23 protein-coding genes and 2 riboswitches are annotated in these 22,053 nt (G+C 42.4%); of the genes, 19 read left to right on the forward strand and 4 right to left on the reverse strand.

Translation table 11 applies throughout. The annotated features are described in order from the left end of the window. The first annotated feature begins 13 nt into the window (after positions 1-13). The 6 genes from AC1TO8_RS09620 to AC1TO8_RS09645 are packed head-to-tail and all read left to right on the forward strand — an operon-like array spanning position 14 to position 5,292. Entirely contained in the window at positions 14-1,180 is a 1,167-nt protein-coding gene (locus AC1TO8_RS09620; RefSeq protein ID WP_482055392.1) for a serine hydrolase domain-containing protein, read from the forward strand. A gap of 41 nt (positions 1,181-1,221) precedes the next feature. Continuing rightward, a complete protein-coding gene (locus tag AC1TO8_RS09625; protein WP_482055393.1) occupies positions 1,222-2,415 on the forward strand; it encodes a serine hydrolase domain-containing protein in 1,194 nt (397 codons plus the stop codon). Positions 2,416-2,429: 14 nt separating this feature from the next. Next, entirely contained in the window at positions 2,430-3,221 is a 792-nt protein-coding gene (locus tag AC1TO8_RS09630; RefSeq protein WP_482055394.1) for an ABC transporter permease, read from the forward strand. Then, positions 3,218-4,000, forward strand: a complete 783-nt coding sequence (locus AC1TO8_RS09635) for an ABC transporter permease (RefSeq protein WP_482055395.1) — start codon at positions 3,218-3,220, stop codon at positions 3,998-4,000. The genes AC1TO8_RS09630 and AC1TO8_RS09635 overlap by 4 nt, the downstream gene beginning before the upstream one ends. A gap of 3 nt (positions 4,001-4,003) precedes the next feature. Continuing rightward, a complete protein-coding gene (locus AC1TO8_RS09640) occupies positions 4,004-4,981 on the forward strand; it encodes an ABC transporter ATP-binding protein (protein WP_482055396.1) in 978 nt (325 codons plus the stop codon). Positions 4,982-5,031: 50 nt separating this feature from the next. Next, complete coding sequence (locus tag AC1TO8_RS09645; protein WP_482055397.1) at positions 5,032-5,292, forward strand: YqkE family protein; 261 nt, start codon at positions 5,032-5,034, stop codon at positions 5,290-5,292. Positions 5,293-5,312: 20 nt separating this feature from the next. On the opposite strand, the gene AC1TO8_RS09650 is transcribed toward AC1TO8_RS09645, so the two are convergent. Continuing rightward, on the reverse strand, positions 5,313-5,504 hold the full coding sequence (locus AC1TO8_RS09650; protein WP_482055398.1) for a hypothetical protein: 192 nt from the start codon (positions 5,502-5,504) through the stop codon (positions 5,313-5,315). A gap of 9 nt (positions 5,505-5,513) precedes the next feature. Further along, the gene (gene lplA / locus AC1TO8_RS09655) at positions 5,514-6,515 is read right to left on the reverse strand and encodes a lipoate--protein ligase (protein WP_482055399.1); all 1,002 of its coding nucleotides are present in this window, start codon (positions 6,513-6,515) and stop codon (positions 5,514-5,516) included. Positions 6,516-6,684: 169 nt separating this feature from the next. On the opposite strand from lplA, the gene cobD reads away from it, so the two are divergent. The 11 genes from cobD (at position 6,685) to AC1TO8_RS09710 (ending at position 16,538) form a co-directional block, all read left to right on the forward strand. Further along, positions 6,685-7,776, forward strand: coding sequence for a threonine-phosphate decarboxylase CobD (cobD, locus tag AC1TO8_RS09660; RefSeq protein WP_482055400.1), 1,092 nt, complete (start codon positions 6,685-6,687; stop codon positions 7,774-7,776). Between the two features lie 13 nt (positions 7,777-7,789). Then, positions 7,790-8,521 (forward strand): adenosylcobinamide amidohydrolase, encoded by a 732-nt coding sequence (locus AC1TO8_RS09665; protein WP_482055401.1) that lies wholly within the window; start codon positions 7,790-7,792, stop codon positions 8,519-8,521. Continuing rightward, positions 8,521-9,492 (forward strand): adenosylcobinamide-phosphate synthase CbiB, encoded by a 972-nt coding sequence (gene cbiB, locus AC1TO8_RS09670; protein ID WP_482055664.1) that lies wholly within the window; start codon positions 8,521-8,523, stop codon positions 9,490-9,492. The genes AC1TO8_RS09665 and cbiB overlap by 1 nt, the downstream gene beginning before the upstream one ends. After that, a complete protein-coding gene (locus tag AC1TO8_RS09675; protein ID WP_482055402.1) occupies positions 9,483-10,079 on the forward strand; it encodes a histidine phosphatase family protein in 597 nt (198 codons plus the stop codon). Before cbiB ends, AC1TO8_RS09675 begins: the two co-directional genes overlap by 10 nt. Positions 10,080-10,212: 133 nt before the next feature. Beyond that, a riboswitch (cobalamin riboswitch) is annotated at positions 10,213-10,426 on the forward strand. A gap of 256 nt (positions 10,427-10,682) precedes the next feature. Then, complete coding sequence (locus AC1TO8_RS09680) at positions 10,683-11,690, forward strand: ABC transporter substrate-binding protein (protein WP_482055403.1); 1,008 nt, start codon at positions 10,683-10,685, stop codon at positions 11,688-11,690. Beyond that, the gene (locus AC1TO8_RS09685; protein WP_482055404.1) at positions 11,687-12,733 is read left to right on the forward strand and encodes a FecCD family ABC transporter permease; all 1,047 of its coding nucleotides are present in this window, start codon (positions 11,687-11,689) and stop codon (positions 12,731-12,733) included. The genes AC1TO8_RS09680 and AC1TO8_RS09685 overlap by 4 nt, the downstream gene beginning before the upstream one ends. After that, complete coding sequence (locus AC1TO8_RS09690) at positions 12,730-13,506, forward strand: ABC transporter ATP-binding protein (RefSeq protein ID WP_482055405.1); 777 nt, start codon at positions 12,730-12,732, stop codon at positions 13,504-13,506. Before AC1TO8_RS09685 ends, AC1TO8_RS09690 begins: the two co-directional genes overlap by 4 nt. Before the next feature lie 41 nt (positions 13,507-13,547). Then, positions 13,548-14,627 carry a nicotinate-nucleotide--dimethylbenzimidazole phosphoribosyltransferase gene (gene cobT / locus AC1TO8_RS09695; RefSeq protein WP_482055406.1) on the forward strand — a complete coding sequence of 360 codons (1,080 nt, stop codon included), beginning with the start codon at positions 13,548-13,550 and terminating at the stop codon, positions 14,625-14,627. Continuing rightward, a complete protein-coding gene (cobU, locus tag AC1TO8_RS09700) occupies positions 14,624-15,196 on the forward strand; it encodes a bifunctional adenosylcobinamide kinase/adenosylcobinamide-phosphate guanylyltransferase (RefSeq protein ID WP_482055407.1) in 573 nt (190 codons plus the stop codon). Before cobT ends, cobU begins: the two co-directional genes overlap by 4 nt. After that, the gene (gene cobS / locus AC1TO8_RS09705; protein ID WP_482055408.1) at positions 15,193-16,002 is read left to right on the forward strand and encodes an adenosylcobinamide-GDP ribazoletransferase; all 810 of its coding nucleotides are present in this window, start codon (positions 15,193-15,195) and stop codon (positions 16,000-16,002) included. Before cobU ends, cobS begins: the two co-directional genes overlap by 4 nt. Before the next feature lie 71 nt (positions 16,003-16,073). Beyond that, on the forward strand, positions 16,074-16,538 hold the full coding sequence (locus AC1TO8_RS09710; protein ID WP_482055665.1) for a nucleotide-binding protein: 465 nt from the start codon (positions 16,074-16,076) through the stop codon (positions 16,536-16,538). A gap of 40 nt (positions 16,539-16,578) precedes the next feature. On the opposite strand, the gene AC1TO8_RS09715 is transcribed toward AC1TO8_RS09710, so the two are convergent. Next, positions 16,579-18,267, reverse strand: a complete 1,689-nt coding sequence (locus AC1TO8_RS09715; RefSeq protein WP_482055409.1) for a methyl-accepting chemotaxis protein — start codon at positions 18,265-18,267, stop codon at positions 16,579-16,581. 213 nt (positions 18,268-18,480) lie between these two features. Next, positions 18,481-18,525: riboswitch (PreQ1 riboswitch) on the forward strand. Positions 18,526-18,529: 4 nt separating this feature from the next. On the opposite strand from AC1TO8_RS09715, the gene AC1TO8_RS09720 reads away from it, so the two are divergent. Beyond that, positions 18,530-19,216: a queuosine precursor transporter gene (locus AC1TO8_RS09720; protein ID WP_482055410.1), complete on the forward strand. Its 687-nt coding sequence runs from the start codon at positions 18,530-18,532 to the stop codon at positions 19,214-19,216. Positions 19,217-19,415: 199 nt separating this feature from the next. After that, complete coding sequence (locus AC1TO8_RS09725) at positions 19,416-20,810, forward strand: L-cystine transporter (RefSeq protein WP_482055411.1); 1,395 nt, start codon at positions 19,416-19,418, stop codon at positions 20,808-20,810. Between the two features lie 142 nt (positions 20,811-20,952). On the opposite strand, the gene AC1TO8_RS09730 is transcribed toward AC1TO8_RS09725, so the two are convergent. Further along, positions 20,953-22,041 (reverse strand): M24 family metallopeptidase, encoded by a 1,089-nt coding sequence (locus AC1TO8_RS09730; protein ID WP_482055412.1) that lies wholly within the window; start codon positions 22,039-22,041, stop codon positions 20,953-20,955. Positions 22,042-22,053: the final 12 nt, after the last annotated feature.

The following is a 22,053-nucleotide window of genomic DNA, read 5'->3' on the forward strand; positions in this document are numbered from 1 at the left end:
GGAGGAACGAACCATGATATCAGCTTTACCGGTACACGATGCGAGAGTAGATTGCTCACCGCAAAGCCTTGGCTTTGATCCGCAGCGTTTACAATTACTTGATGAGCATTTTAAAGGGCTAATTAAAAGTAAGAGAATCCAAGGGGCAAGTTATCTTATTTCACGTGAAGGGCAGATTGCTGTTCACCGTTCTTTAGGGAAACTTACATATCACGAGGACAGTCCCGATCTCATGCCAGATTCGATACGAAGAGTCTACTCCATTACGAAAGCGTTTACGGCAGTTGCAATAGCTCAACTAGTGGAGGATGGAAAGGTATTCTATCAGCAATCAGTAAGTTCTTTGATACAAGAGTTCGATACCGATATGCATCGGGGTATTACGATATGGCATTTACTAACGCATACATCGGGACTGATGGCTGATCCAGGTTGCCAGACAGAACCGTACGAGATTCCTTATTTTCAATGGCATGCTTCTAAGAAGAAGGAAGAGGAGCAATCAAGCTGGAGTGATAGTGATTGGATTAAGATTCTTCTTGGTGGGCGGATGTTCTGTAAACCAGGTGAGCAATGGAATTACTGTACGGCAGGGTATGTTATTCTAGGTGAGTTGATTGCTCGCGTATCGGGTATGCCATATGAGCAATTCATACAGGAGAAGATACTTGCACCTCTCCGATTAGAGCATTCGTTCATGACGGTACCGGAGGAACTGAAGGCGAAGACATGCGTTGTGAATCAATGGGAGAAGAAGTATCTCCTAAATCCGGAGGATATGAATGGATTTCCAGCTCATGCGGGTAGTGGATTGTATTCTACTCTGCATGATTTATGGACATTAGGTCAGACGTTACTTAATGGTGGTACTACTCGTAATGGGGTTCATCTACTTGGACGGAGGATGGTTCAGAATATGGTATCTAATCAGCTTCATCATATTCCTTCTACATGTTGGGGGGACCATGTGAAAGATTGTAAAATGTCTCTGGGTTGGAATCTGAATCATAATGATATATGTTCACCGGGCACCTTCTCACATGAAGGACATGGGCATAGCGGATTATATGTTGATCCAATAGAAAGACTTGTATATGCATTTTTTGTGCCAAGTAAGACGGGGTGGGTACCTGAAGCTATCATTAATCCTCGGGCAATCATCTGGTCGGCGTTGTCGTAATCTTATCTAGAACATTTTTATTATAGGAAGGAAGGAACCATATGGACATTCACATACATAGCACTCATACAGATATCACGTCGGAAGAAGCAGGATTTCGTCCACAGGTTATTGAGCAATTAGATCAGTTCTTTGTAGAATTAATTCAGGATAAGAAAGTTCAAAGTGCATCTTATTTACTTGCACGAGGTGGAAAGACATTTGCCATGAAGTCGATGGGTGCGCTTCGCCATACCGAGCAAGAGAAGCCATTCACCCCACATTCCATCCGGCGAATAGCTTCCATTACGAAATGGTTCACCATGGTGGCTGTGTTACGGTTAATGGAGGATGGGAAGCTCTCGCTAGGACAGCAAGTGAAAGATTTCATTCCTGAATTCGACCATCGATTCTATGAGAAAATTAATATTACACATCTGTTGACACATACTTCTGGATTGGCCCCGGATGGAGGTTATTTTCTGGAGCCCTATCCAATGGGATGGTACGACTACGCATTTGCCTTTGGTGATGATGACGATGAGGCACCAACGATACGAACTGTAGAGGAAGAAACAGCATTTCGTAAATCTCAATGGATTAAGGCGATGCTAGCTGGCCCACCCGTCTGTCCGCCAGGAGAACAGTGGAATTACTGCACGAATGGATTCGTGATTCTTGGTGAGATTATAAGTCGAGTTACAGGTCTAGATTATGAAGAGTATATTCAGCAGACTATTTTAGAACCACTTGGAATGACACGTACTTTTTTTAACGTACCAGAAGAGCTTCATGATGAGGTGTGTATTATTAACGATTGGGAATTATCGCGCCTATCACGTAGCCATAAGCAGGCTTACGATCCGCCAAGATCTGGGGGAGGGCTTTTTTCCACCTTAGAGGACCTGAATAAGTTCGCACAAATGTTGTTGTATAAAGGTACTTATGATGGAGTTCGAATTCTCGGTCGTAAATCTGTTGAAATGCTGTCAAGAGAACCTTATCCTGAAGGGTTACCCGCATTCTGTTGGGGAGAACAAGTAAAGCATAGTCACTTTGCGCTAAGTAGTTCTCTGGGTAGAGAATATGACTCTTGTGGACCGAATACGATCTTTCATGAAGGGGCTGGTCGAAGTACGCTGATGGTAGATCCAGATGAGGATCTTGTTGTAGCCTTCTTTGTACCTTCGAACGTCGATTGGGTACCTGAATCCGTCATTAATGTGAAGAATATCATTTGGTCTGGACTTAAATGAGGAAATCTTTATCTATGATCCGGGCAGTAGGATGGGCTACCTACAAAGAGTGGGCAGCCTTCCGCTCCCATATGGCAGTGTCTATCCTCATCGGACCTATTTATTTCTTAGTTCAATACTTCATCTGGCAGTCCATCTTCTCGACGAGAGAGACACTGAACGGATTTACCTTGGAGCAAATGTTAGTGTATTACGGAGTTATGTCATGTATTAACTATCTTACTTTTGATTTTGCGGATTGGAATTTACAGATGCTTATTCGGACAGGGAAGTATGTCACCTTTATACTGAGACCGGTATCTCATATTTTCTTTGCCTTTTCTCAAAAGATAGGTCATCGCTCCTTAGGATTTTGGATGGAATTCCTGCCAGTGTCCTTAATCTATTTCTTTATTCTAGATATTGATTTAATTCCCGCTCAGCCGTTGTGGGCTATTATCTCTGTTATTCTTGGATTTATCATGACCTTTCTAGTGAACTATTGTATTGGTTTGACGGCCTTTTGGCTGACGAATGCGGATGGAATAAGGCGCATGTTTCTACTTGTACGAGATGTGACGGCGGGTGTATTGGTACCGCTTACCTTCTTTCCTGAGATTGTGCAAAAAGTGCTCATATTTCTTCCATTTCAATTCATGCAATATGTTCCGGTTCGTGTCTTCGTTGGAAGCTATGAATTAGCTGGAATGACCTTATCTATTCCGCAAATTGTTGGTTTGCAAGCAGTAGCGGTATTGCTGATGTGGGGAATATCTAGTGTTCTCATTCATCTTGGGCTACGGAAGTTCACGGGGGTGGGTGTATGAGTTCGGCATTTGCTTGTTATGTGGCGGTGATGAGGACGAAGCTTGCCGAACGAATGGCATATCGTGGTGATTTCTTTATCAGTGTATTTATGATGCTGATTGGAGATTTAATGGTCCCATTGATTACGTTACTTGTGTACCGTTCAGGTGCTTCTTTTCCTGGATGGACACTGCATGAGGTTATTCTTATCCAAGGAATATTCACTCTGGCGAAAGGTATCGCCTTTCCATTCTTCTTCGGAATGGTGTCGACGACTCTTCATCATGTGAGGGAGGGGTCGTATGATGTATTTCTGCTTAAACCACGACCGGTTCTATTCCTTACGATGACCAGTTCTTTTGATATTGATGATTTCGGTAGGTTGATTAGTGGAGGTGTATTGACGGCATGGGCGTTATCTGGCTTACCGTTTCCTGATGGGTTGGAGTGGATTCAGTTCGGCGTATTGTTTCTATGTGGACAGCTTGTCCTGTTTGCAGTCTCCTTAATTCTATCAGGGCTGTTGTTTAAATGGGTAGGGAGTAGTAGGGTGTACGATATCTTTGATTCGGTCTCGATGTTCGGATTATATCCGGGAACCATCTTCTCCAAAGCCTTTCAGAATATACTGACGTACGTCATACCAATCACGATGATTGGATTCCTGCCAGCTGCAGCACTCCTGGGAAGACCTGCGGAGGGAACTTGGATCGCTGCATGGATGTGTATATTATTTCTTGGGGCTGGTCTAGCATTCTGGCATCATATGTTGAAGAACTATACAAGTGCGGGGGGCTAGAGCTTGATTATACAAGTACGGCAATTAAAGAAGAATTATACAACCTATGAACGCGGGGCTTCATTCAAGGAGACCCTAGCGAGTCTATTCAAACGTAAACCCATAGAGGTACAAGCAGTTAAAGGTCTATCGTTTGAGATGGAAGCTGGAGAAATTGTGGGATTTCTTGGTCCGAATGGAGCTGGGAAATCAACGACGTTAAAGATGCTTACAGGTGTTCTGCATCCGACATCCGGGGACGTTAAGATTCTCGGGTACACCCCTTGGAAGCAGAGGAAGAAATATGTTCGGAATATTGGTGCTGTATTCGGGCAAAAGTCGCAATTACTATGGGACATTCCCCCAATCGATGCATTTTACATGAATAAAGCTATCTATGCGCTGGATGATGAACCCTTTCAGGAAACACTGAATCAGCTAGTGGAGCTGCTGGATGTTAGTGAAGTGATGCGCAAACCTACACGTCAATTGTCACTGGGGGAGAGAATGAAATGCGAGTTCATTATGGCGATGCTTCACCGCCCGAAGGTTGTATTTCTAGATGAACCGACGATAGGCTTAGATGTGATCGCTAAAGAGAAAATTCGTAGTTTTATTCAGGAAATGAACGCAATGGGGGTTACTTTTATTCTGACTACCCATGATCTCGAAGATGTAGAGAAGCTTGCGAAGCGGGTTATTGTGATCAACCATGGGGAAATCGTATTTGATGATTCAATGGGAGTTCTACGGAACTTTCTTGGAGCTAAGAAGACAGTAACCTTAACGACAGAAGTACAGGCAGATTGGAGTGGAATTGAAGGTGTGAAAATTCTGAAGCAAGTATCTGAAGTCGAGGCTGAGCTTGAACTAGATACAGAACAACTAGAGCTTAAGGAGTTCATTCGAATTGTCAATGATCGCTATACGATTCATGATATGTCTATTAATGCCTTACCCATCGAAAGAGTGATTAAGGAACTATATCAAGTGAAAGCATAGAATGAGTAATCAAAAACTGCTATAATGTAGTTGGAAATGGAGATGATTCTATGGCTAAGAAAAAACAATCTACACCAGCTCCCAAGCCAACTTCTGACTATACACCAACTACGTTGAAGGACTTACTAAGTGGTGAAATACTTGAGCAATTAAAGTCTCAAGCGGATGCGATGAAAGCGGAGGAAAAGAAGAAGAAGGAAGAACAAGAGCTGCAGAAGATAGAAGCACGCAAGCAAGAGCAAAAGAAATTGGATAACAATTTTGAACACTTGTTCGAGAATAGTAAACAAGATTGGCGCAAATATAAATAAGATATAGGAAACCACCGAGATTAGTTAGCGAGTCTATCTAGATCCGGTGGTTTCTTTGCATGTTGTTTATTTCTAGCATGTGAGATATCTATATTTAAGATAATGGCAATAGTAGTGAAGGTGGCGACATTGCCTTTTGAAGGACAATCCGCCATCGCACAAAAATATTTACTCAACACTAGTGAAGTCATATGGTTTCTTCTCGTGTACATGTAATACTGTTACTCCTCCAGAAATACAAGCCCAACAAAATCGTTCATTTCAAGATTACCGAAGTAATGCTTTATATCAAGATCAGATAAAGCTTCACGCACTTCCGCTTCATCGTATCTTTTACCCCGTAATATATCCTCAATATCAGTCACATCACCAACGCCGAAGAAATCGCCATAAATCTTAATGTTCCGAATTCTACCTTCGTTAATGTCCATGCGCAGATCAATGATACCGACAGGGAACTTCTTCGAATGTTTCACGTTCGATTCAGGTGATATACCGTAGTTCCAATCCCAGTTCTGATAATGTTCCTTGGAAATTCGATTGATCTGCTCCCAATCTTCTTCTTTTAGGTGGTATTGGGGTACATCCTGCGCATCCATTCCGAATATCGAACGAAGTAGCTCAGCACGGAATTCTTCGATCGTCATAGTGGTTTCCATAAGATCACTGATGTTGGCTACGCGACTACGTACGGATTTGGTACTCTTGGATTTGAATTTCTCTGGATTTACGTTGAGAGAAGCTTGAACGTTATCCAAGTTCAGGTTAAACATCAACGTACCGTGACTGAACATCCGACCACGAGTTGAGAATTGGGCGTTACCAGATATTTTCTGTTCTCCAACCTGTATGTCGTTGCGCCCTGTGAGCTCAGCGTTTATCCCCATTTTTTGAAGAGCATCAATAACAGGTTGGGTGAATTTCAAGAAATTATGGAATGATTGGCCATCATCTTTCGTAATAAAGCTGAAATTAAGGTTACCAAGATCATGATATACTGCACCACCGCCGGAAAGACGACGGACGATTTGAACATTGTTCTCCTTGCAATACTCCTGATTAATCTCTTCAATCGTGTTCTGATGTTTACCAATAATAATAGATGGTTGATTAATATAGAAAAGCAAATAGCTCTCGTCCATTGAAAGATGTCTTAAAGCGTACTCTTCTATGGCTAAGTTAATAGCAGGATCATGAATTCCTTGGTTATCGATGAATAGCATAGTTTACTCTACTCCTTCATTATTTAAAGGTATGTAATGATTGTTGAATCTTGTATAATTGTAAACTAAATATGAGATAGAAACAAAGGACGATGGATTGACGCAATAGAAGAGCCTAGGCAACAATGGAACTATACCTAGGCAATTTAAAGACAGAGGGGTAATTAGGATGCTAGAACGTTACGGTCATGGAGGAGATTTAGAAAGTGCCGCACAGGCTTATGGACAAGCTGAGGGAGTATTCCTCGATTTTAGCGCTAATATTAATCCGTTGGGTCCACCTCAGCAAGTGCTGAAGCAATTGGAGGGAGCATTATCGTCAATTATTCGTTATCCTGACCCAGGTCATAGGAGATTTAAAACTATTCTTGGACGCAAGCTAAGTGTTGGTGAAAATAATATTTGTGTTGGAAATGGTGCAGCTGAATGTATGTCGCTTATTTTACTAGGACTTCATCCACAGAAGGTCGGTATTATCGAACCATGTTTCTCTGAATATAGGAAATTGTCAGAACAATTCAATACGGAAGTAATCTCGGTACTTGGTAGACAAGATAATGATTGGAAGGCAACATGTGAAGACATAGGACAGTTGATACAGCAAGTGGATTTGCTATTCATTGGTCAGCCTAACAACCCGAATGGCGTGCAATATACGCTTGAGGAGCTGAGGATATTAGCCGAAACTGCTGAGCAATTCAACACCTATCTGGTCGTAGATGAAGCCTTCATAGATTTCATTCCGCAACGACAGCAAGCATCTTTGTTATCGGAACTTACAAAGTATCCTCGTATGTTACTGGTACGGTCCATGACGAAGTTCTATGCGATTCCAGGTTTGCGATTGGGATATACATTGGCACATCCGGATGTCATCCAAGCTATGAAGAGTAAGCAGGTGACGTGGAGTGTAAATGGACTAGCTCTGTTAGCGGGTGAAGCAGCGTTGGAAAGTGGTGAGGAATTCGAGCGTAGTACGTTAGAATTAATATCCAATGAGCGAATAGTCCTTACCCAAGGGCTTACCAGGCTGGGGTGTAATGTCAGTCCAAGCGAAGCGAACTTTCTATTGGTGGAGCTTCCGGAACCATGGCATGCGATAGATATGCAACGTGAACTTGGTCTGCGAGGAATATTAATTCGAAGCTGTGCGATGTATCCTGGGCTGGGGGATGAATATATTCGAATCGCCGTCAAAGGCGCGGAAGCTAATCGGTTATTTCTGGTCGAGATACAGAATGTGATGGAGAGTATAGTATAAGAATAGGAGAATAATGATGACAACAACAACACCTTTTATCAATGATGAAAATAACGTGTATTCCTCTATCGTTTGGCCAGGTCTAACACTTACCCGACAAGAACGTCATTTGTTACTCCAATGCCCAAGCCCTGTGGATAGCCTTAGTAGTGCAATATATGGGGGAGGTACAGGGAAAATCGATCGAATAGCTAATATTTATGTAGATCGGTTCTATAACTGTGCTGATCCAGAACGTGATATAGAGCAATTATTCAAGGATTGGGGCTACCCACAGCAAGCTACAGCAGGATTGTTGACAGCTGTTCGATTGGAACATGCTGCAATTCTGGAAGAGGACGGTAAAGACGGATCCTTGTTCTGCTGTACAACAGCGGGAGTATCGAACGGTGCACGTGCTGGATCTGAGCGAACTACGTTCCCAGCCTATCAACCCGGAACGATCAATATTATGCTCATGATTGACGCGAAGCTGACGCAAGCAGCGATGGTAAATGCTATTATGACAGCTGTAGAGGCAAAGACTGCTGCTCTATCGGATCTGGGTATTCGGGATGCAGAGAATGGATTGATTGCTACGGGAACTACGACGGATTCTATTGTTCTTGGTGTCAGTCAATCTCCTATCCATACTATTGAACATCGATACTGTGGAACAGCTACTGAACTAGGAGCTGCAATTGGACGAGTAGTTTATGCTACAGTGCAAGAGGGTTTAAGAGTTGCGGGAGTGAAGCGAGTATGATGGAATTGGCCATATTCATTCTATGGGCTGCCTACCTATTGGATCTGATCATTGGAGATCCGCGCTGGCTACCTCACCCTGTGATCGGCATGGGGAATTGTATCAAACGGATAGAGAGGAATATTCGTAGTCATGTGTCAGATCCGATCAAGTTAAAAAAATATGGAATTCTACTTCCAACTATTGTTGTAGGAGGTGCACTGCTTATAACGTGGGCATTGTTGAGAGGTCTATATATGATTCATCCATGGCTTGCCGTTGGTGTTGAGATCGTATTAATTGCTACGACGATTGCTACGAAAGGGCTTAAGGATGCGGGGATGGAGGTGCATGATCATCTTAATTGTGGTGACTTACCTGCTGCTCGTAGATCACTTGGAATGATTGTTGGACGTGATACAGATCATTTGGATGAGCCTGAAATTGTCCGTGGAACGGTAGAGACCGTTGCGGAGAATATTGTTGATGCTATTGTGTCGCCGTTGTTCTATGCACTTATTGGAGGAGCACCACTGGCGATGGCTTATCGAGCTGTAAATACCTTAGATTCGATGGTTGGTTACAAGAATGATAAATATATTAACATAGGATGGGCCTCTGCCCGATTGGATGATGTCGCTAATTTCATTCCAGCTCGTATAACAGGTGCATTACTGGTCGTTAGTAGTTGGGTTATGCGTCTAGATTATAAAAGGTCTTATCATACCGTAAGACATGATGCTCGTCTCCATCCGAGTCCGAACAGTGGATTCCCTGAATCAGCCGTAGCTGGAGCTCTTGGTGTTCGGCTAGGAGGTGAGAATACGTATAATGGTGTCGTGTCTTTTCGTGCCTATATGGGGGAATTCTCACGTCCAATGGTGAAGAGGGATATTCAGTCAACTATACGTTTGATGCTAGTCGCATCGTTGTTATTCCTCATGTTATGTGCACTTGCTATATGGGGTTTAGGTGGAACATTATGGAATTAGAATTGGTATGTATTCGACATGGCAGAACGCAGTGGAATAAGGATCGACGTTATTTGGGACATACGGATATAGGAATACTCGAAGAGTCACAGACAGAGCTTTTATTAGTGAAAGAAGCCCTTGAAGGAAGGATATTCCGAAAGGTATTCTGCAGTGATCTGAAGAGATGTAGGGAAACGTTAGATTTGATCTATCCTACATCACCTGATCAGGTAGTCTTTGATCATCGTTTGCGAGAGATGGATTTTGGAGATTGGGAGGGGCAGACCTACGATCAGTTGAAGCATTCTAGGTTGTATCGAGAATGGCTGGACAATCCTCAAACAGTGACTCCTCCAAGGGGGGAATCTTGGGGACACTTTCAGCAGAGGCTGGTGAACTTCATGGATAGTCTAGCGTGTGTTTTGGAGGGAGATGATAACTCCGTTGATTCTATGTTGCTGGTTACACATGGAGGGGTCATAAGACAACTCGCGACGATGACGATTCCTGACTTGATGTTCTGGGATATCTCGGTTGATCCGGGAAGCTTGTTAACACTGCAGCTTACGATACGTGAGGGGCAATGGGTAGGACGCTTAAAGTAGCCCTATGATTAGAGGAAGTCCAAAGGGCTTACTTTTTGAACTCGAACTATAAGGAATTATTAACATTTGGTTTGTAAGGTATCTCTTTTTGATCTATAATTTTGAATAGAGAAGCAAGATCTGTATTTAAATGAATATTATAAACTTATGAGGTCTAGGAACTTAGAAGCTGAAGTAATAGCTTTTAACTCTAGTTAAAAGGGAAGTCGGTGTAAATCCGACACGGTCCCGCCACTGTGAATCAGGGATATTCTCCATATACCACTGTACTGCTATAAGCAGAATGGGAAGGTGAGATTATTAGTTAACCTGTGAGTCAGGAGACCTGCCTTGTGAGAATAAGTACGGCGATCCTTCGAGGAAAGGATTACGTTTGGCTTGTGTAAGTGCCTGTGATGTATTATTGCGGGCTTATAACACTTGGCATACATATATCGTATTAGTAATATGTGATGTTTGTACAGACGTAATCCCTGATTCTTTCTAGCAATAGAGGATCAGGATTTTTTGCTATGTTTATGTCCTTTATCGGAGAGAATTCATTGAAATTACAAGGCTAGCATCTCATGTATGTACAATAGATAATAGGGGAGATAATGAACAATGAAGCAGATTTGGAAGAATTGGACTACGGGTGCCTTAGCAATGATGCTAGCACTATCACTTGCGGCTTGTGGTAATAATAACGAACCAGCGCAAGGATCCGAACCTACGCCAGCACCAACGGAGCAAGCCACACCACCAGCAGAACAAGTTAATGAGCTGACAACGGAGTATCCACTGACCGTAACGGATGCGACAGGTGAGACATTTACATTTACAGAAGCTCCGAAGCAGATTATATCCCTCTCACCAGCGGAGACAGAAGCATTGTTCGCGCTAGGATTAGATGATCAAGTTGTTGGTGTATCGGATTATGATGATTATCCAGCGGCCGTAACAACTAAGCCTAAAATGGGTGGTCTGTACAATCCAAATGAAGAAGCGATTATAGCAGCGCAACCAGATCTTGTACTTACGGGTATTTCTATGAGTGCGGAAGCTACTGAGAAGCTACGTGCTCTAGGAATTGCGATTTTCAAGACCAATCCGAAATCAATAGATGATGTTATCACAAATATTGAATTGTATGGTCAGATTACAGATCATCAAGCCGAAGCGAAGGCTGTTACAGATGAAATGAAGCAAGAGCGAGATGAAGTGACGGAAGTTGTTAAATCACTAACCCCTGATCAGAAGAAGAAAGTGTATATCGAGTTCTCTATAGGTTGGACGGTAGGTAGTGGCGAGTTTATGGACGAGTTAATCGCCCTAGCTGGCGGAGTTAACGTCGCTGCTGATACAACGGGTTGGAGTGAAATTAGTGAGGAAAAGATTATTAATGATAACCCAGACGTCATTCTGTATTCGAAGAATGTGATTGAAGAGAACACACAGAAAACGTTAGACGAGATTATTAAAGCTCGCAGTGGCTGGGATCAAATTACGGCAGTTAAAAATGATGATATTCATGCATTAGATGATAACTTGATTAGTCGTCCAGGACCAAGAGTAACTGAAGGTCTCAAGCAAATTTCCAAAATGATATATCCTGAACTAGTGCAGCCATGAGTAAAAAGTTGGCTGGGTACGGAGGACTTGGGATAATATTGCTTATCGTGAGCTTCCTGCTCTGCCTAGGAATAGGGGCTGTGGAGCTTCCGATCAAGGATATCATAGGAATTCTATTACACCGATTTCCTTGGGTAGGTGATGCAATCACTCCAACATGGAGTTCTGCACATGAACAGATACTGCTGAAAGTGAGATTGCCTAGAATTATACTAGGGATGCTTGTCGGTGCAGCTCTTGCAGTTGCCGGTTCTGGATTTCAAGGGGTGCTGCGAAATCCTCTTGCTGACCCATACACACTTGGGGTATCTTCTGGGGCTTCAGTCGGTGCAGCTGTTATTATCTTTTTCGGATTGCAGTATTCGCTTGTAGGTGTATGGACTCTCCCTTTGGTTGCTTTCCTAACCGGAATATTAACCTTATGGGGAGTTCTATCTTTAGCGCGTGATGGAGGTAAAATTCCGACGAATAGTCTGATTTTGTCAGGTGTTGTTATGCAATCATTTCTAGGTGCAATCGTATCCTTCTTAACTGTGATGTCGAAGCAGACGATTAATGAAATCATGTTCTGGACGATGGGAGGACTCAGCTTCCGTGGCTGGTCATATACACTTATGTTGATGCCATACGTATTAGTTGGACTTGCTGTGATATGGGGTAGTGCACGGTCTCTAAATTTAATGGCACTTGGTGAGCGTCAAGCAGCACATATGGGTCTGAATGTAGAGAGGCTTAAGCTAAGAACATTGATCGTATCCACTTTGCTTACGGCTGCGGCTGTATCGGTATCAGGTGTAATTGGATTTGTAGGACTTGTTATACCGCACATTATTAGATTAATTACGGGACCTGATTATCGACTCATCATTCCATTATCTGCGCTTGGAGGTGGGATATTCACGATGTGGTGTGATACCGTTGCCCGTTCTATTCTCGCGCCTACGGAGATTCCGCTTGGAGTCGTTACAGCATTCATTGGTGCTCCGTTCTTTGCGTATCTGTTGTATCGTAATAAGAAGCATAGGAACGGAGGTATGATATGATTGAGGTGACAAAGGTATCCAAGCGTTATGCTGAAATCTCTGCACTTCGAGATGTGGATTGGTCGATACAAGAAGGTGAGTGGTGGGGAATCATTGGTCCTAATGGAAGTGGTAAATCAACACTCCTCCAATTAATATCTGGAGTGGACCAGATTAGCAGTGGGAAGCTTACGATTCAGGGACGTCATGTCTCAAGCTATAGCCGACGTGAGCTATCCCAGATGCTAGCTGTCCTTCAGCAAGATGGTCTGCCCGCCATTCATTATCCGGTTCGAGATATTATAGAGATGGGTAGATATCCATTTCAGGACTGGCTCGGACGAGATGTGAGTAATAATGCTACAGCTATTATTGATGATATCATGACAAGATTACAGCTTAGTGATCTGGGTGATCGGCCACTGGATGAACTCAGTGGTGGACAGAGACAACGCGTTGCGTTGGGTAAAGTGATGGCACAGGAGCCTCATATTCTATTGCTAGATGAACCGACAACGTATTTGGATATTTACTATCAGCTTCAGTTCATGGAGATGGTAGCTACTTGGCGTAAAGAAACAGGGATTACCGTTATTTCAGTACTCCATGATTTAAATTTAGCTGCTCAATTCTGTGATAAACTGTTAGTGTTACAAGAAGGACAAGTCGTTGGGATGGGGACGCCAGCTGAAATACTAACGGAAGATAATATCCGACAAGTCTATGGCGTCGATCCAGCAGTTGTTCAGCATCCAGTTAGCGCTGTCCCGCAGATCCTACTGTCTCGTTATTGAATCAATCATAGTAACAACTGATATCAGAGGAGAGATGAAGAATGAATAAGAGAATGATGGAACTTATGAATCGTATTGGAGAGATCCCTGAGCTTGATCAGGCTGCGATGCAGGCAGCCAAATTACATATAAGTAATTTGACGGTACCACCTGGTAGTCTCGGTAAATTGGAAGCTATGGCGATACAACTCGCTGGTATTACCGGGGAAATAAAGCCGTCTTTTGCTCATAGGGAAGTTATTGTTATGGCTGGGGACCATGGAGTATGTGAAGAGGGCGTAAGTGCCTTCCCGCAGGAAGTGACTCCACAAATGATTCATAATTTCTTAGCAGGGGGTGCAGCTGTTAACGTCCTTGCACGACAAGCAGATGCAGAAGTTGTATGCGTAGATATCGGAGTGAATAGTGAGTTATCCCATCCTAATCTACTATCGCGGAAAATCAGGTACGGTACAGCAAATATGGCGCAAGGCCCAGCAATGACTTACGAGGAAGCGATCCAATCGATCCTTGTTGGTGTTGAAGTTGTCGAAGATGCTATTAAACGTGGCGTACAATTATTTATAACGGGTGAGATGGGCATTGGGAATACGACGGCAAGCTCAGCAGTGACTTGTGCACTATCAACTATTAGCGTTAAAGATGCCGTTGGTAGAGGGACTGGCATTGACGATTCTCGTCTACAACATAAGATTGGCGTTGTGGAGCAGGCGCTGAAAGTGAATGATCCAGATCGGTCTGATCCCCTTGATGTTCTAGCTAAGGTGGGTGGACTTGAAATAGGCGGTTTAGTAGGTGTTATTCTTGGATCAGCTGCGAATGGTTGCCCAGTTATTATTGATGGCTTTATCTCTAGTACAGCAGCGTTACTTGCCAAAGCTATCTGCCCGACTTCGGCTGAATACATGATAGTGTCACATGTATCGCATGAACAAGGACATCGATTATTACTACAAGAATTGGGTCTCCGTCCAGCATTGGAATTAGATCTACGTATCGGCGAAGGTACTGGTGGCGTAATATGTCTACATCTTATAGATGCAGCTTGCCGGATTGTTAGTGAAATGGCAACATTCGAAAGTGCGGGCGTTTCCGGTGAATCGAAGGAACAGACGAAATGATCACACTTGTCACAGGTGGGGCACGAAGTGGAAAAAGTAGCTTCGCTGAGAAGTTATGCATGTCTATGTCACAAGAGGCAGTATATGTGGCTACTGCTCAAGCTTTTGATGACGAGATGAGGGAGCGAATTGCTCTTCACAAGCTGCAGAGAGATGAGGCTAATTATCCATGGCGTACGGTGGAAGAACCGTTGCAGCTCGTTAAGCTTCTAAGTCGTTGGCGTGAGGATAGTCTGATTGAAGAAGGCTCTGCTCCTACCGTGCTGGTGGACTGCCTTACACTATGGTTATCTAATATTGTTCTGTCCATTGAGGAAGAGAAGAATATGTCTGACCAAGTTAAGGCTGAAATTATGCAACTGGTTGATGAGATGCAGTTATATCCAGGTCATTTGATTGTAGTAACGAATGAGGTTGGAAGTGGGATTGTACCTGAATATCCATTAGGAAGAATATTTCGTGATTTAGCAGGCATCATGAATCAGGCAGTATCAAGAAACTGTGCTCAAGTGTTTCTGGTTACGGCAGGGATTTCTATTGAGCTAAAGAGCAGGGAGTATAAACTATGACCAATTTGGGACAAGCGGCTGCGGCCGCTTTTCAATTTCTATCACGCTTTCCTGTGAAAGCTAATCTGGATTATTCACCTACACTATTTCGTCAAAGTGTGAAGTTCTACCCGCTCGTAGGTACTGTTATTGGATTGGTTGTGTGGGCAGGAGCAGCCGGATTCGCCTATTTGCTTCCTCCATTACCTGCTGCCGTGCTAACCCTTATATTATGGGTCGGTCTTACAGGTGGACTTCATTTGGATGGCTGGATGGATACAGCAGATGGTGTATTAAGTTATCGTTCTCGTGAACAAATACTGGAGATTATGAAGGATAGCCGTGTGGGTGCGATGGGTGTGATAGCATGCGTTCTGCTTCTGCTGCTTAAACTCTCATTAATCTATTCACTATTAGTGGACGGACTTGATTACTCAGGTCTTCTTCTACTGCCTTTGATTTGGAGTCGATGGTTCATAGTTCATGCTATATCTTCATGGCCTACGGCTCGTGGCAAGGATGGCATGGCTGGACAATTGAATGGGTTGAATAAAGGACAGACATACGTGACGTTGCTAATGGCGATTATGTTATCCGGAGTTGCTGTATCGATTGCTCCAATATTTCATTTGGACAGCCAATCATGGACTACAGCATGGGTTGGATTCATTATGCTTCCTCTAGCGGCTTGGATCGCTGGAATGTGGTTAGCACGGAAGCTGAATGCTACGCTAGGTGGATTAACTGGGGATACTTATGGCGCTCTTAATGAATTTCTTGAAGTCGTAGCGTTGCTGATGCTAGTGCTGTTGCACAATCTGATGTGAGAGGGGCAAGAATGAATATGGTGAAATCTGAAACTCGCGATTGGAGTAAGGGTGCTTTTGGACAAGTGCTGATGCTGCAGGGGACGGCTTCAGATGTAGGTAAGAGTGTCGTTACCACTGCTTTATGTCGTATTTTTACACAGGATGGATATCGGACAGCCCCTTATAAGTCGCAAAATATGGCTCTGAACTCTTACGTAACGGAGGATGGGAAAGAAATCGGTCGTGCGCAAGGAGTTCAAGCTGAAGCCTGTAGTATTAAAGCTACGACGGATATGAATCCTATCCTTATCAAGCCAATGAAAGATATGTTCTCACAGATTGTGGTTCATGGTGTATTTCATAACGATACATTCCGCAGGTCCTGGCTGGATGGTATTCGTGTCAATAAAGGCTTGGGACCTTTGGGTCAGACGTTTACTTCTAGTACGCTCAAGGAACAGGAATTCGATCGAATCGCTGAGGTGGTCCGCAACCATATCGATATGAATCAGATTTACGACATTATGGGTGTTAGTCAGACAAAAGACGCCTGACGGCGTCTTTTGTGAGAAAGTTAATGTGATGGATGGGCAATTATATTTTGAATTGTTGGATAGCCTCTTGTAGCTGAACGGCATACTCATGGAGAGTAGTAACGGTCGAACGATGCTGCTCCATTTCATTCAATTGTTGCTCACTTGTAGTTGCAATTTCACTCATACTTATTCGAGATCTTGATGTGATTAATGCCGTCTCTTCGACAGATGCGCTGACTTCCTCCGTGCCTGCTGATACTTGTTGTGTTGTTGCGGATACGGCTTGTATGCTCTGATTAACGTTGTGAATGAGAATATCTAACTGATTGAAGGCTTTCCCAGCATTTTGTACTAATTCTTTACCTGAACGGACTTCTTGATGGACATGGTCCATCGTAGCAACCGAAGCTTCAGTATCTTTTTGGATCGTTAATAGATGTTCCCCAATATCTTGAGTTGCAATGCGAGATTGCTCAGATAATTTACGAACCTCGCCTGCTACAACTGCGAATCCCCTTCCATGCTCGCCAGCACGAGCAGCCTCGATAGATGCATTAAGCGAGAGCATTTGTATTTGCTTCGTAATCTCGGAGATCGAGGTGACCACTTCTCCAATCACTTGTGAACGTTCATTCATAGAACGAAAGGATTCTAGAGAATCTACAGAGATCTGTTCTACCCGTTGCATCTGCTCTATAGCACGTTGTGCTAGTAAATTACCACTAACTGCTTCATTAGTTGCTGCAGCTACTTGATCGGATACATCACCGGAGGAATTAGCAATGTGCATGATTCCTTGGGTGATCTCTTCCATTGCGATGGCATTTTCTTTGGAAGTTGAGGCAATGCTTTCACTACCCTTGTCAATCTCTTGAAGGACTGAGTTGGAGCGTTCGACCATCATTTTCATAGTTTCTGTAAGGTTTAATAAATCATTAGATCCAGCTAATACTTCATGAGAGGTTAGTTGGACATGTCCGATCATTTCTTTTAGATTATGGGTCATTTGTTGGAAACTGCTAGCAAGTTGGGCGACCTCGTCATGTCCAGTAACGATAATATCTTGCTGTAGATTACCTTGTGCGAGACGGTTACTATGTGCGGCTAACTGAATGATAGGTCGGATAATACGCCGGCTAGTGAAATAAGCAATACTTAGACCCACTGTCATTCCAAGAAGAGTTATCCCTATACAGATCCAGATAATAAACTGAGTCTCCTCCAAGATAAAGCTCGCATCTAAGCTAACTGCCAGAATCATTGTACTCCCAGGAATAGCTATAAAGTCAGTTTTGAATGTTCCATATTCGTTAGTATATACTTCGGTAGTAGCGGTCTTATTGTCGACTGCGGCTTGCATTTCTTCCAGGAATGGAATTGATTGATTTACTTCTAGGCTTGATATACTGTTTGTAGCTAGGACGACTACTTCATGATCCTTTACATTAGCGAGATAAATATTATGTAAGCTAAAATGGTTCATTTTCTCATCGAAGTAATAGGAAAGTGCGGTTTGAGATCCTTCATTTCCCGTCTGCGTTTGCAATACCTGAGAAGTATTTAAGTGTTTGTATGTATCATTGGAACTAATCTTAAGATTGTTCTCAACCTCAGGTAATACATAATGATTAAATATATTCATTAGAACAAGATAGAAGCTAATACTGAATAGTAAAGAAATAATGAATAATACGATAGTAACAACGGACATGAACTTACGACTGATAGAATTTCTAATCCCAAACATAGTGAAACGTCCCCTTTACATATTGTGTCTATGGTTGCTATTGATTTTACAGAAAGAACAGAGAATTGAATAGCGTTATTTTCAACAATTTTGGAAATTTTCAGTAAATTTCGCGAATTAGTGAATTTATTCATTCATTTATTTCATTTTCAGGCTTGGCAATGGCAGTCTTCTGTGATAAAGTAAACCGTGTTTTGAACGTCTAAGACGTTTGGAGCCGCGGTTCGTAACTATCCCGCGTAACAAAACTAGGGGGATAACTATGTTTAATTTAAGTTGGGGTATTTTTTATGTTGTAGTAAATTTTTCGCTCTTTTTACTGTGCTATCGCCTTTTCGGCAAAAAGGGACTTTATGCTTGGATTGGTGTAGCTACGGTAATTGCCAATATTCAAGTTACTAAAACTATTGATATGTTCGGAATTGTTATGACTCTGGGCAACACGATGTATATAAGTTTATATATGACCAGTGATCTTTTAAATGAAAGGTATGGTCATGAGGAAGCCCGAAAGGCAGTGTGGTTCGGTTTCTTCACTCTGTTGATGACAACAGTTATTATGCAAATGGCGCTCATCTTTACTCCGCAAGAGGGAGATTTCGCTCAAGCTCCACTGGAGGCTATTTTCGGACTCATGCCAAGATTGGCGCTAGGAAGTCTTACAGCATACTTCGTAAGCCAATTCCTCGATGTAAGGCTATACAGTTGGATTCGCAAATTTTATCCCAAACCTGAACAGTTCTGGATTCGTAACAACGGAAGTGCGATGATCAGTTCTTTTGTAGATACATTGATATTCTGCTCCATTGCCTTCTCCATACCGAAATATAGTTGGGAAGTGTGGCTGGAAATTCTCTTCACCACCTATATTATTAAATTTGTACTCATAGCTGCCGGAACGCCATTTCTATATATAGCTCGTTCTTTTAAATTTAAAGATGAAGATTAAATGGACGCTATTTATAGGGTATGACTTATTAGGATAAAGAATAAAATAATAATTAACCCTTTAAGTAGTGTGTAAATAACTGTTATTTTGATATTAAACTAATCCTATCAAAATACTCAGCTATATGTTATGATAAAAAATATTAATACTGTGACTTATTTGTTTAGCGATATATTTTAATTTTTTGGGGGAGTATTTAATGGAAATGCTATGGATTATTATTAACATTGTAGTCATGCTGTTACTGATCGGGTTACTCGTATGGATGCAAAAGAAACATATTTCCTTCACGAAGCGAGTGTTTACAGGTTTAGGGTTGGGAATTATATTTGGAGTTATTCTACAATTGTTCTTTAAACCAGATTCCGATGTTATAGGGAAGTCCACGGAATGGTTTAACTTGGTAGGTTATGGTTATGTGAGTTTGCTTCAAATGATCGTGATCCCGCTAATTATGGTATCAATCATTTCTGCTATCATGAATTTGAACGGTGTTAAGAACCTTGGGAAGATGAGTTTTTCTATTATTGCAGTTCTTCTAATTACGACTGCGATTGCGGCATCTGTAGGTATTATCACCACGCTGAGCTTTGATTTAAAGACGATTGATATTCAGAGCGGTGACAGAGAACAGGCACAGGGTTTGAAATTAGAGGATAGACTTGGTGTTGTTGAAGATAAATCTATTCCGCAGCAAATGCTTGAATTTATTCCGAAGAATCCATTTGCAGATATGACGGGATCCCGTAGTTCTTCTACACTTGCTGTCGTTATATTCTCTGCCTTTATCGGTGTAGCAGTTCTTGGAATAGATCGTAAGAAGCCTAAGCAGGCACAAGTCTTCCGCGATTTGATCGATGCGGTGTATGCTGTTGTTATGCGAATGGTTACCCTTGTGTTGAGATTGACTCCGTACGGTATATTGGCGTTGATCACCAAAACTATCGCTACGACTCATGTTGAAGAAATATTAAAGCTAATTAACTTCGTAATCGCATCATATGTAGCTTTGATCGTTATGTTTATTATTCATTTAATATTGATCACGCTATTCAGATTCAACCCGCTTGTATATCTCAAAAAGGTACTGCCTACGCTGACATTCGCATTTACTTCACGCTCTAGCGCAGCTACCATTCCTCTTAATGTAGAGACTCAAACGAGGAAACTCGGAGTATCTACAGGGATCGCGAATCTGTCAGCTACCTTTGGGGCCACCATTGGTCAGAATGGTTGTGCTGGAATTTATCCAGCCATGCTCGCAGTGATGATTGCTCCAACAGTAGGTATAGATCCAACAAGCTGGGGCTTTATTGTGAAATTGATTCTGGTTATTATGATTAGTTCCTTTGGTGTGGCAGGAGTCGGTGGAGGTGCTACCTTTGCATCACTTATTGTCCTTTCTACGATGGGCTTACCTGTTGCATTAGCGGGTCTGCTAATTTCCGTGGAACCTCTAATTGATATGGGACGTACTGCACTGAATGTGAATGATTCCATGACTTCAGGTCTTATTTCTAGCAAAATATTAAAAGAGAATGACCAGAAAGTATACAATAACCGTAATATAGATTTAGATGCTACACAAGTTTAAGTAAGTAGGGTCTTTATAATCCAATACATGAGAAACCAAAGCAGAGGGTTGCATTGGTTTCTTTTGTAGATACATTGATATTCTGATCCATTTCCATAACAAAGAACCTGACGGTAGTTTTTCCGTCAGGTTCTTGTGGTTATTAACCGATGATAGTTAGCTCTTTAGGGAATGAGGTTAATACATTTACCCCATCGTCAGTTACGACAATATCATCTTCAATTCGTACTCCACCTATACCGGGAACATAGACTCCTGGCTCTACCGTAAATACCATACCGGCTTGAACTAGATCCATATTGTTGCCATGTACGGAAGGATATTCATGAACATCCATACCTAGTCCGTGTCCAAGTCGATGCATGAACTGAGGACCATATCCCGCGCGTTCAATAACGCTACGAGCGCTTTGATCCACAGATGCTAATGTTACTCCTGGGCGAATGGATTGAATACCTTGTAGATTGGCACCAAGTACGGCATTGTAAATATTCGTAAGTTCCTGACTGATGTCTCCAATTGCAAATGTGCGTGTAATGTCAGAAGCATAGCCATTTGCAAATACACCCATATCGAACATTACTAAGTCACCATTCTGAATTTTCCGTTGTCCAGGTATTCCATGGGGAAGAGCCGTGTTAGGTCCAGAAAGCACCATCGTTTCGAAAGAGGGACCGTCTGCGCCAAGCTTCTTCATCAAATATTCAATCTCAGCGACTAACTCTATTTCAGTTACACCAACCTGAACATGAGTCAGGCTTTGACGGAGAACCTCTTCAATCAGGTTGATGGCATGTTGCATTCGGATAATTTCTTCGGGTGTCTTCTTTACTCGCATGCTTTGGAGTATAGGACCAATATCATGGTATGACTGTGCACCAATAGATTCTTGAAGAAGCTCAAAGTGAGAGACTGTTAGCTGATCTTTCTCAATGCCGAGGGCGTGAATATTCTCTCTAAGTTGTTTCTTAAGTAGTGTATATGGATGATCTGTATCAGAGTGTGTAATGATGTTCTGAACAGAGGATGCAGCATGAGCCGCTTCAGCATCAAGAGAGGGTACGATTAATACAGGTTCCTCTCCATTCATAAGCGTTAAGCCCAAGAATCGTTCATGCGGGTCGCTAGCAAAGCCTGTTAAGTAGTATATATGCTTAGGATCAGTAATAATCAAGGCATCCAATCCTTGCTGATGCATAGCAGTATCTAGTTCAATCAATCTTTCATTCATTTTATATTCATC

The organism is Paenibacillus sp. Y859 (assembly GCF_056786405.1).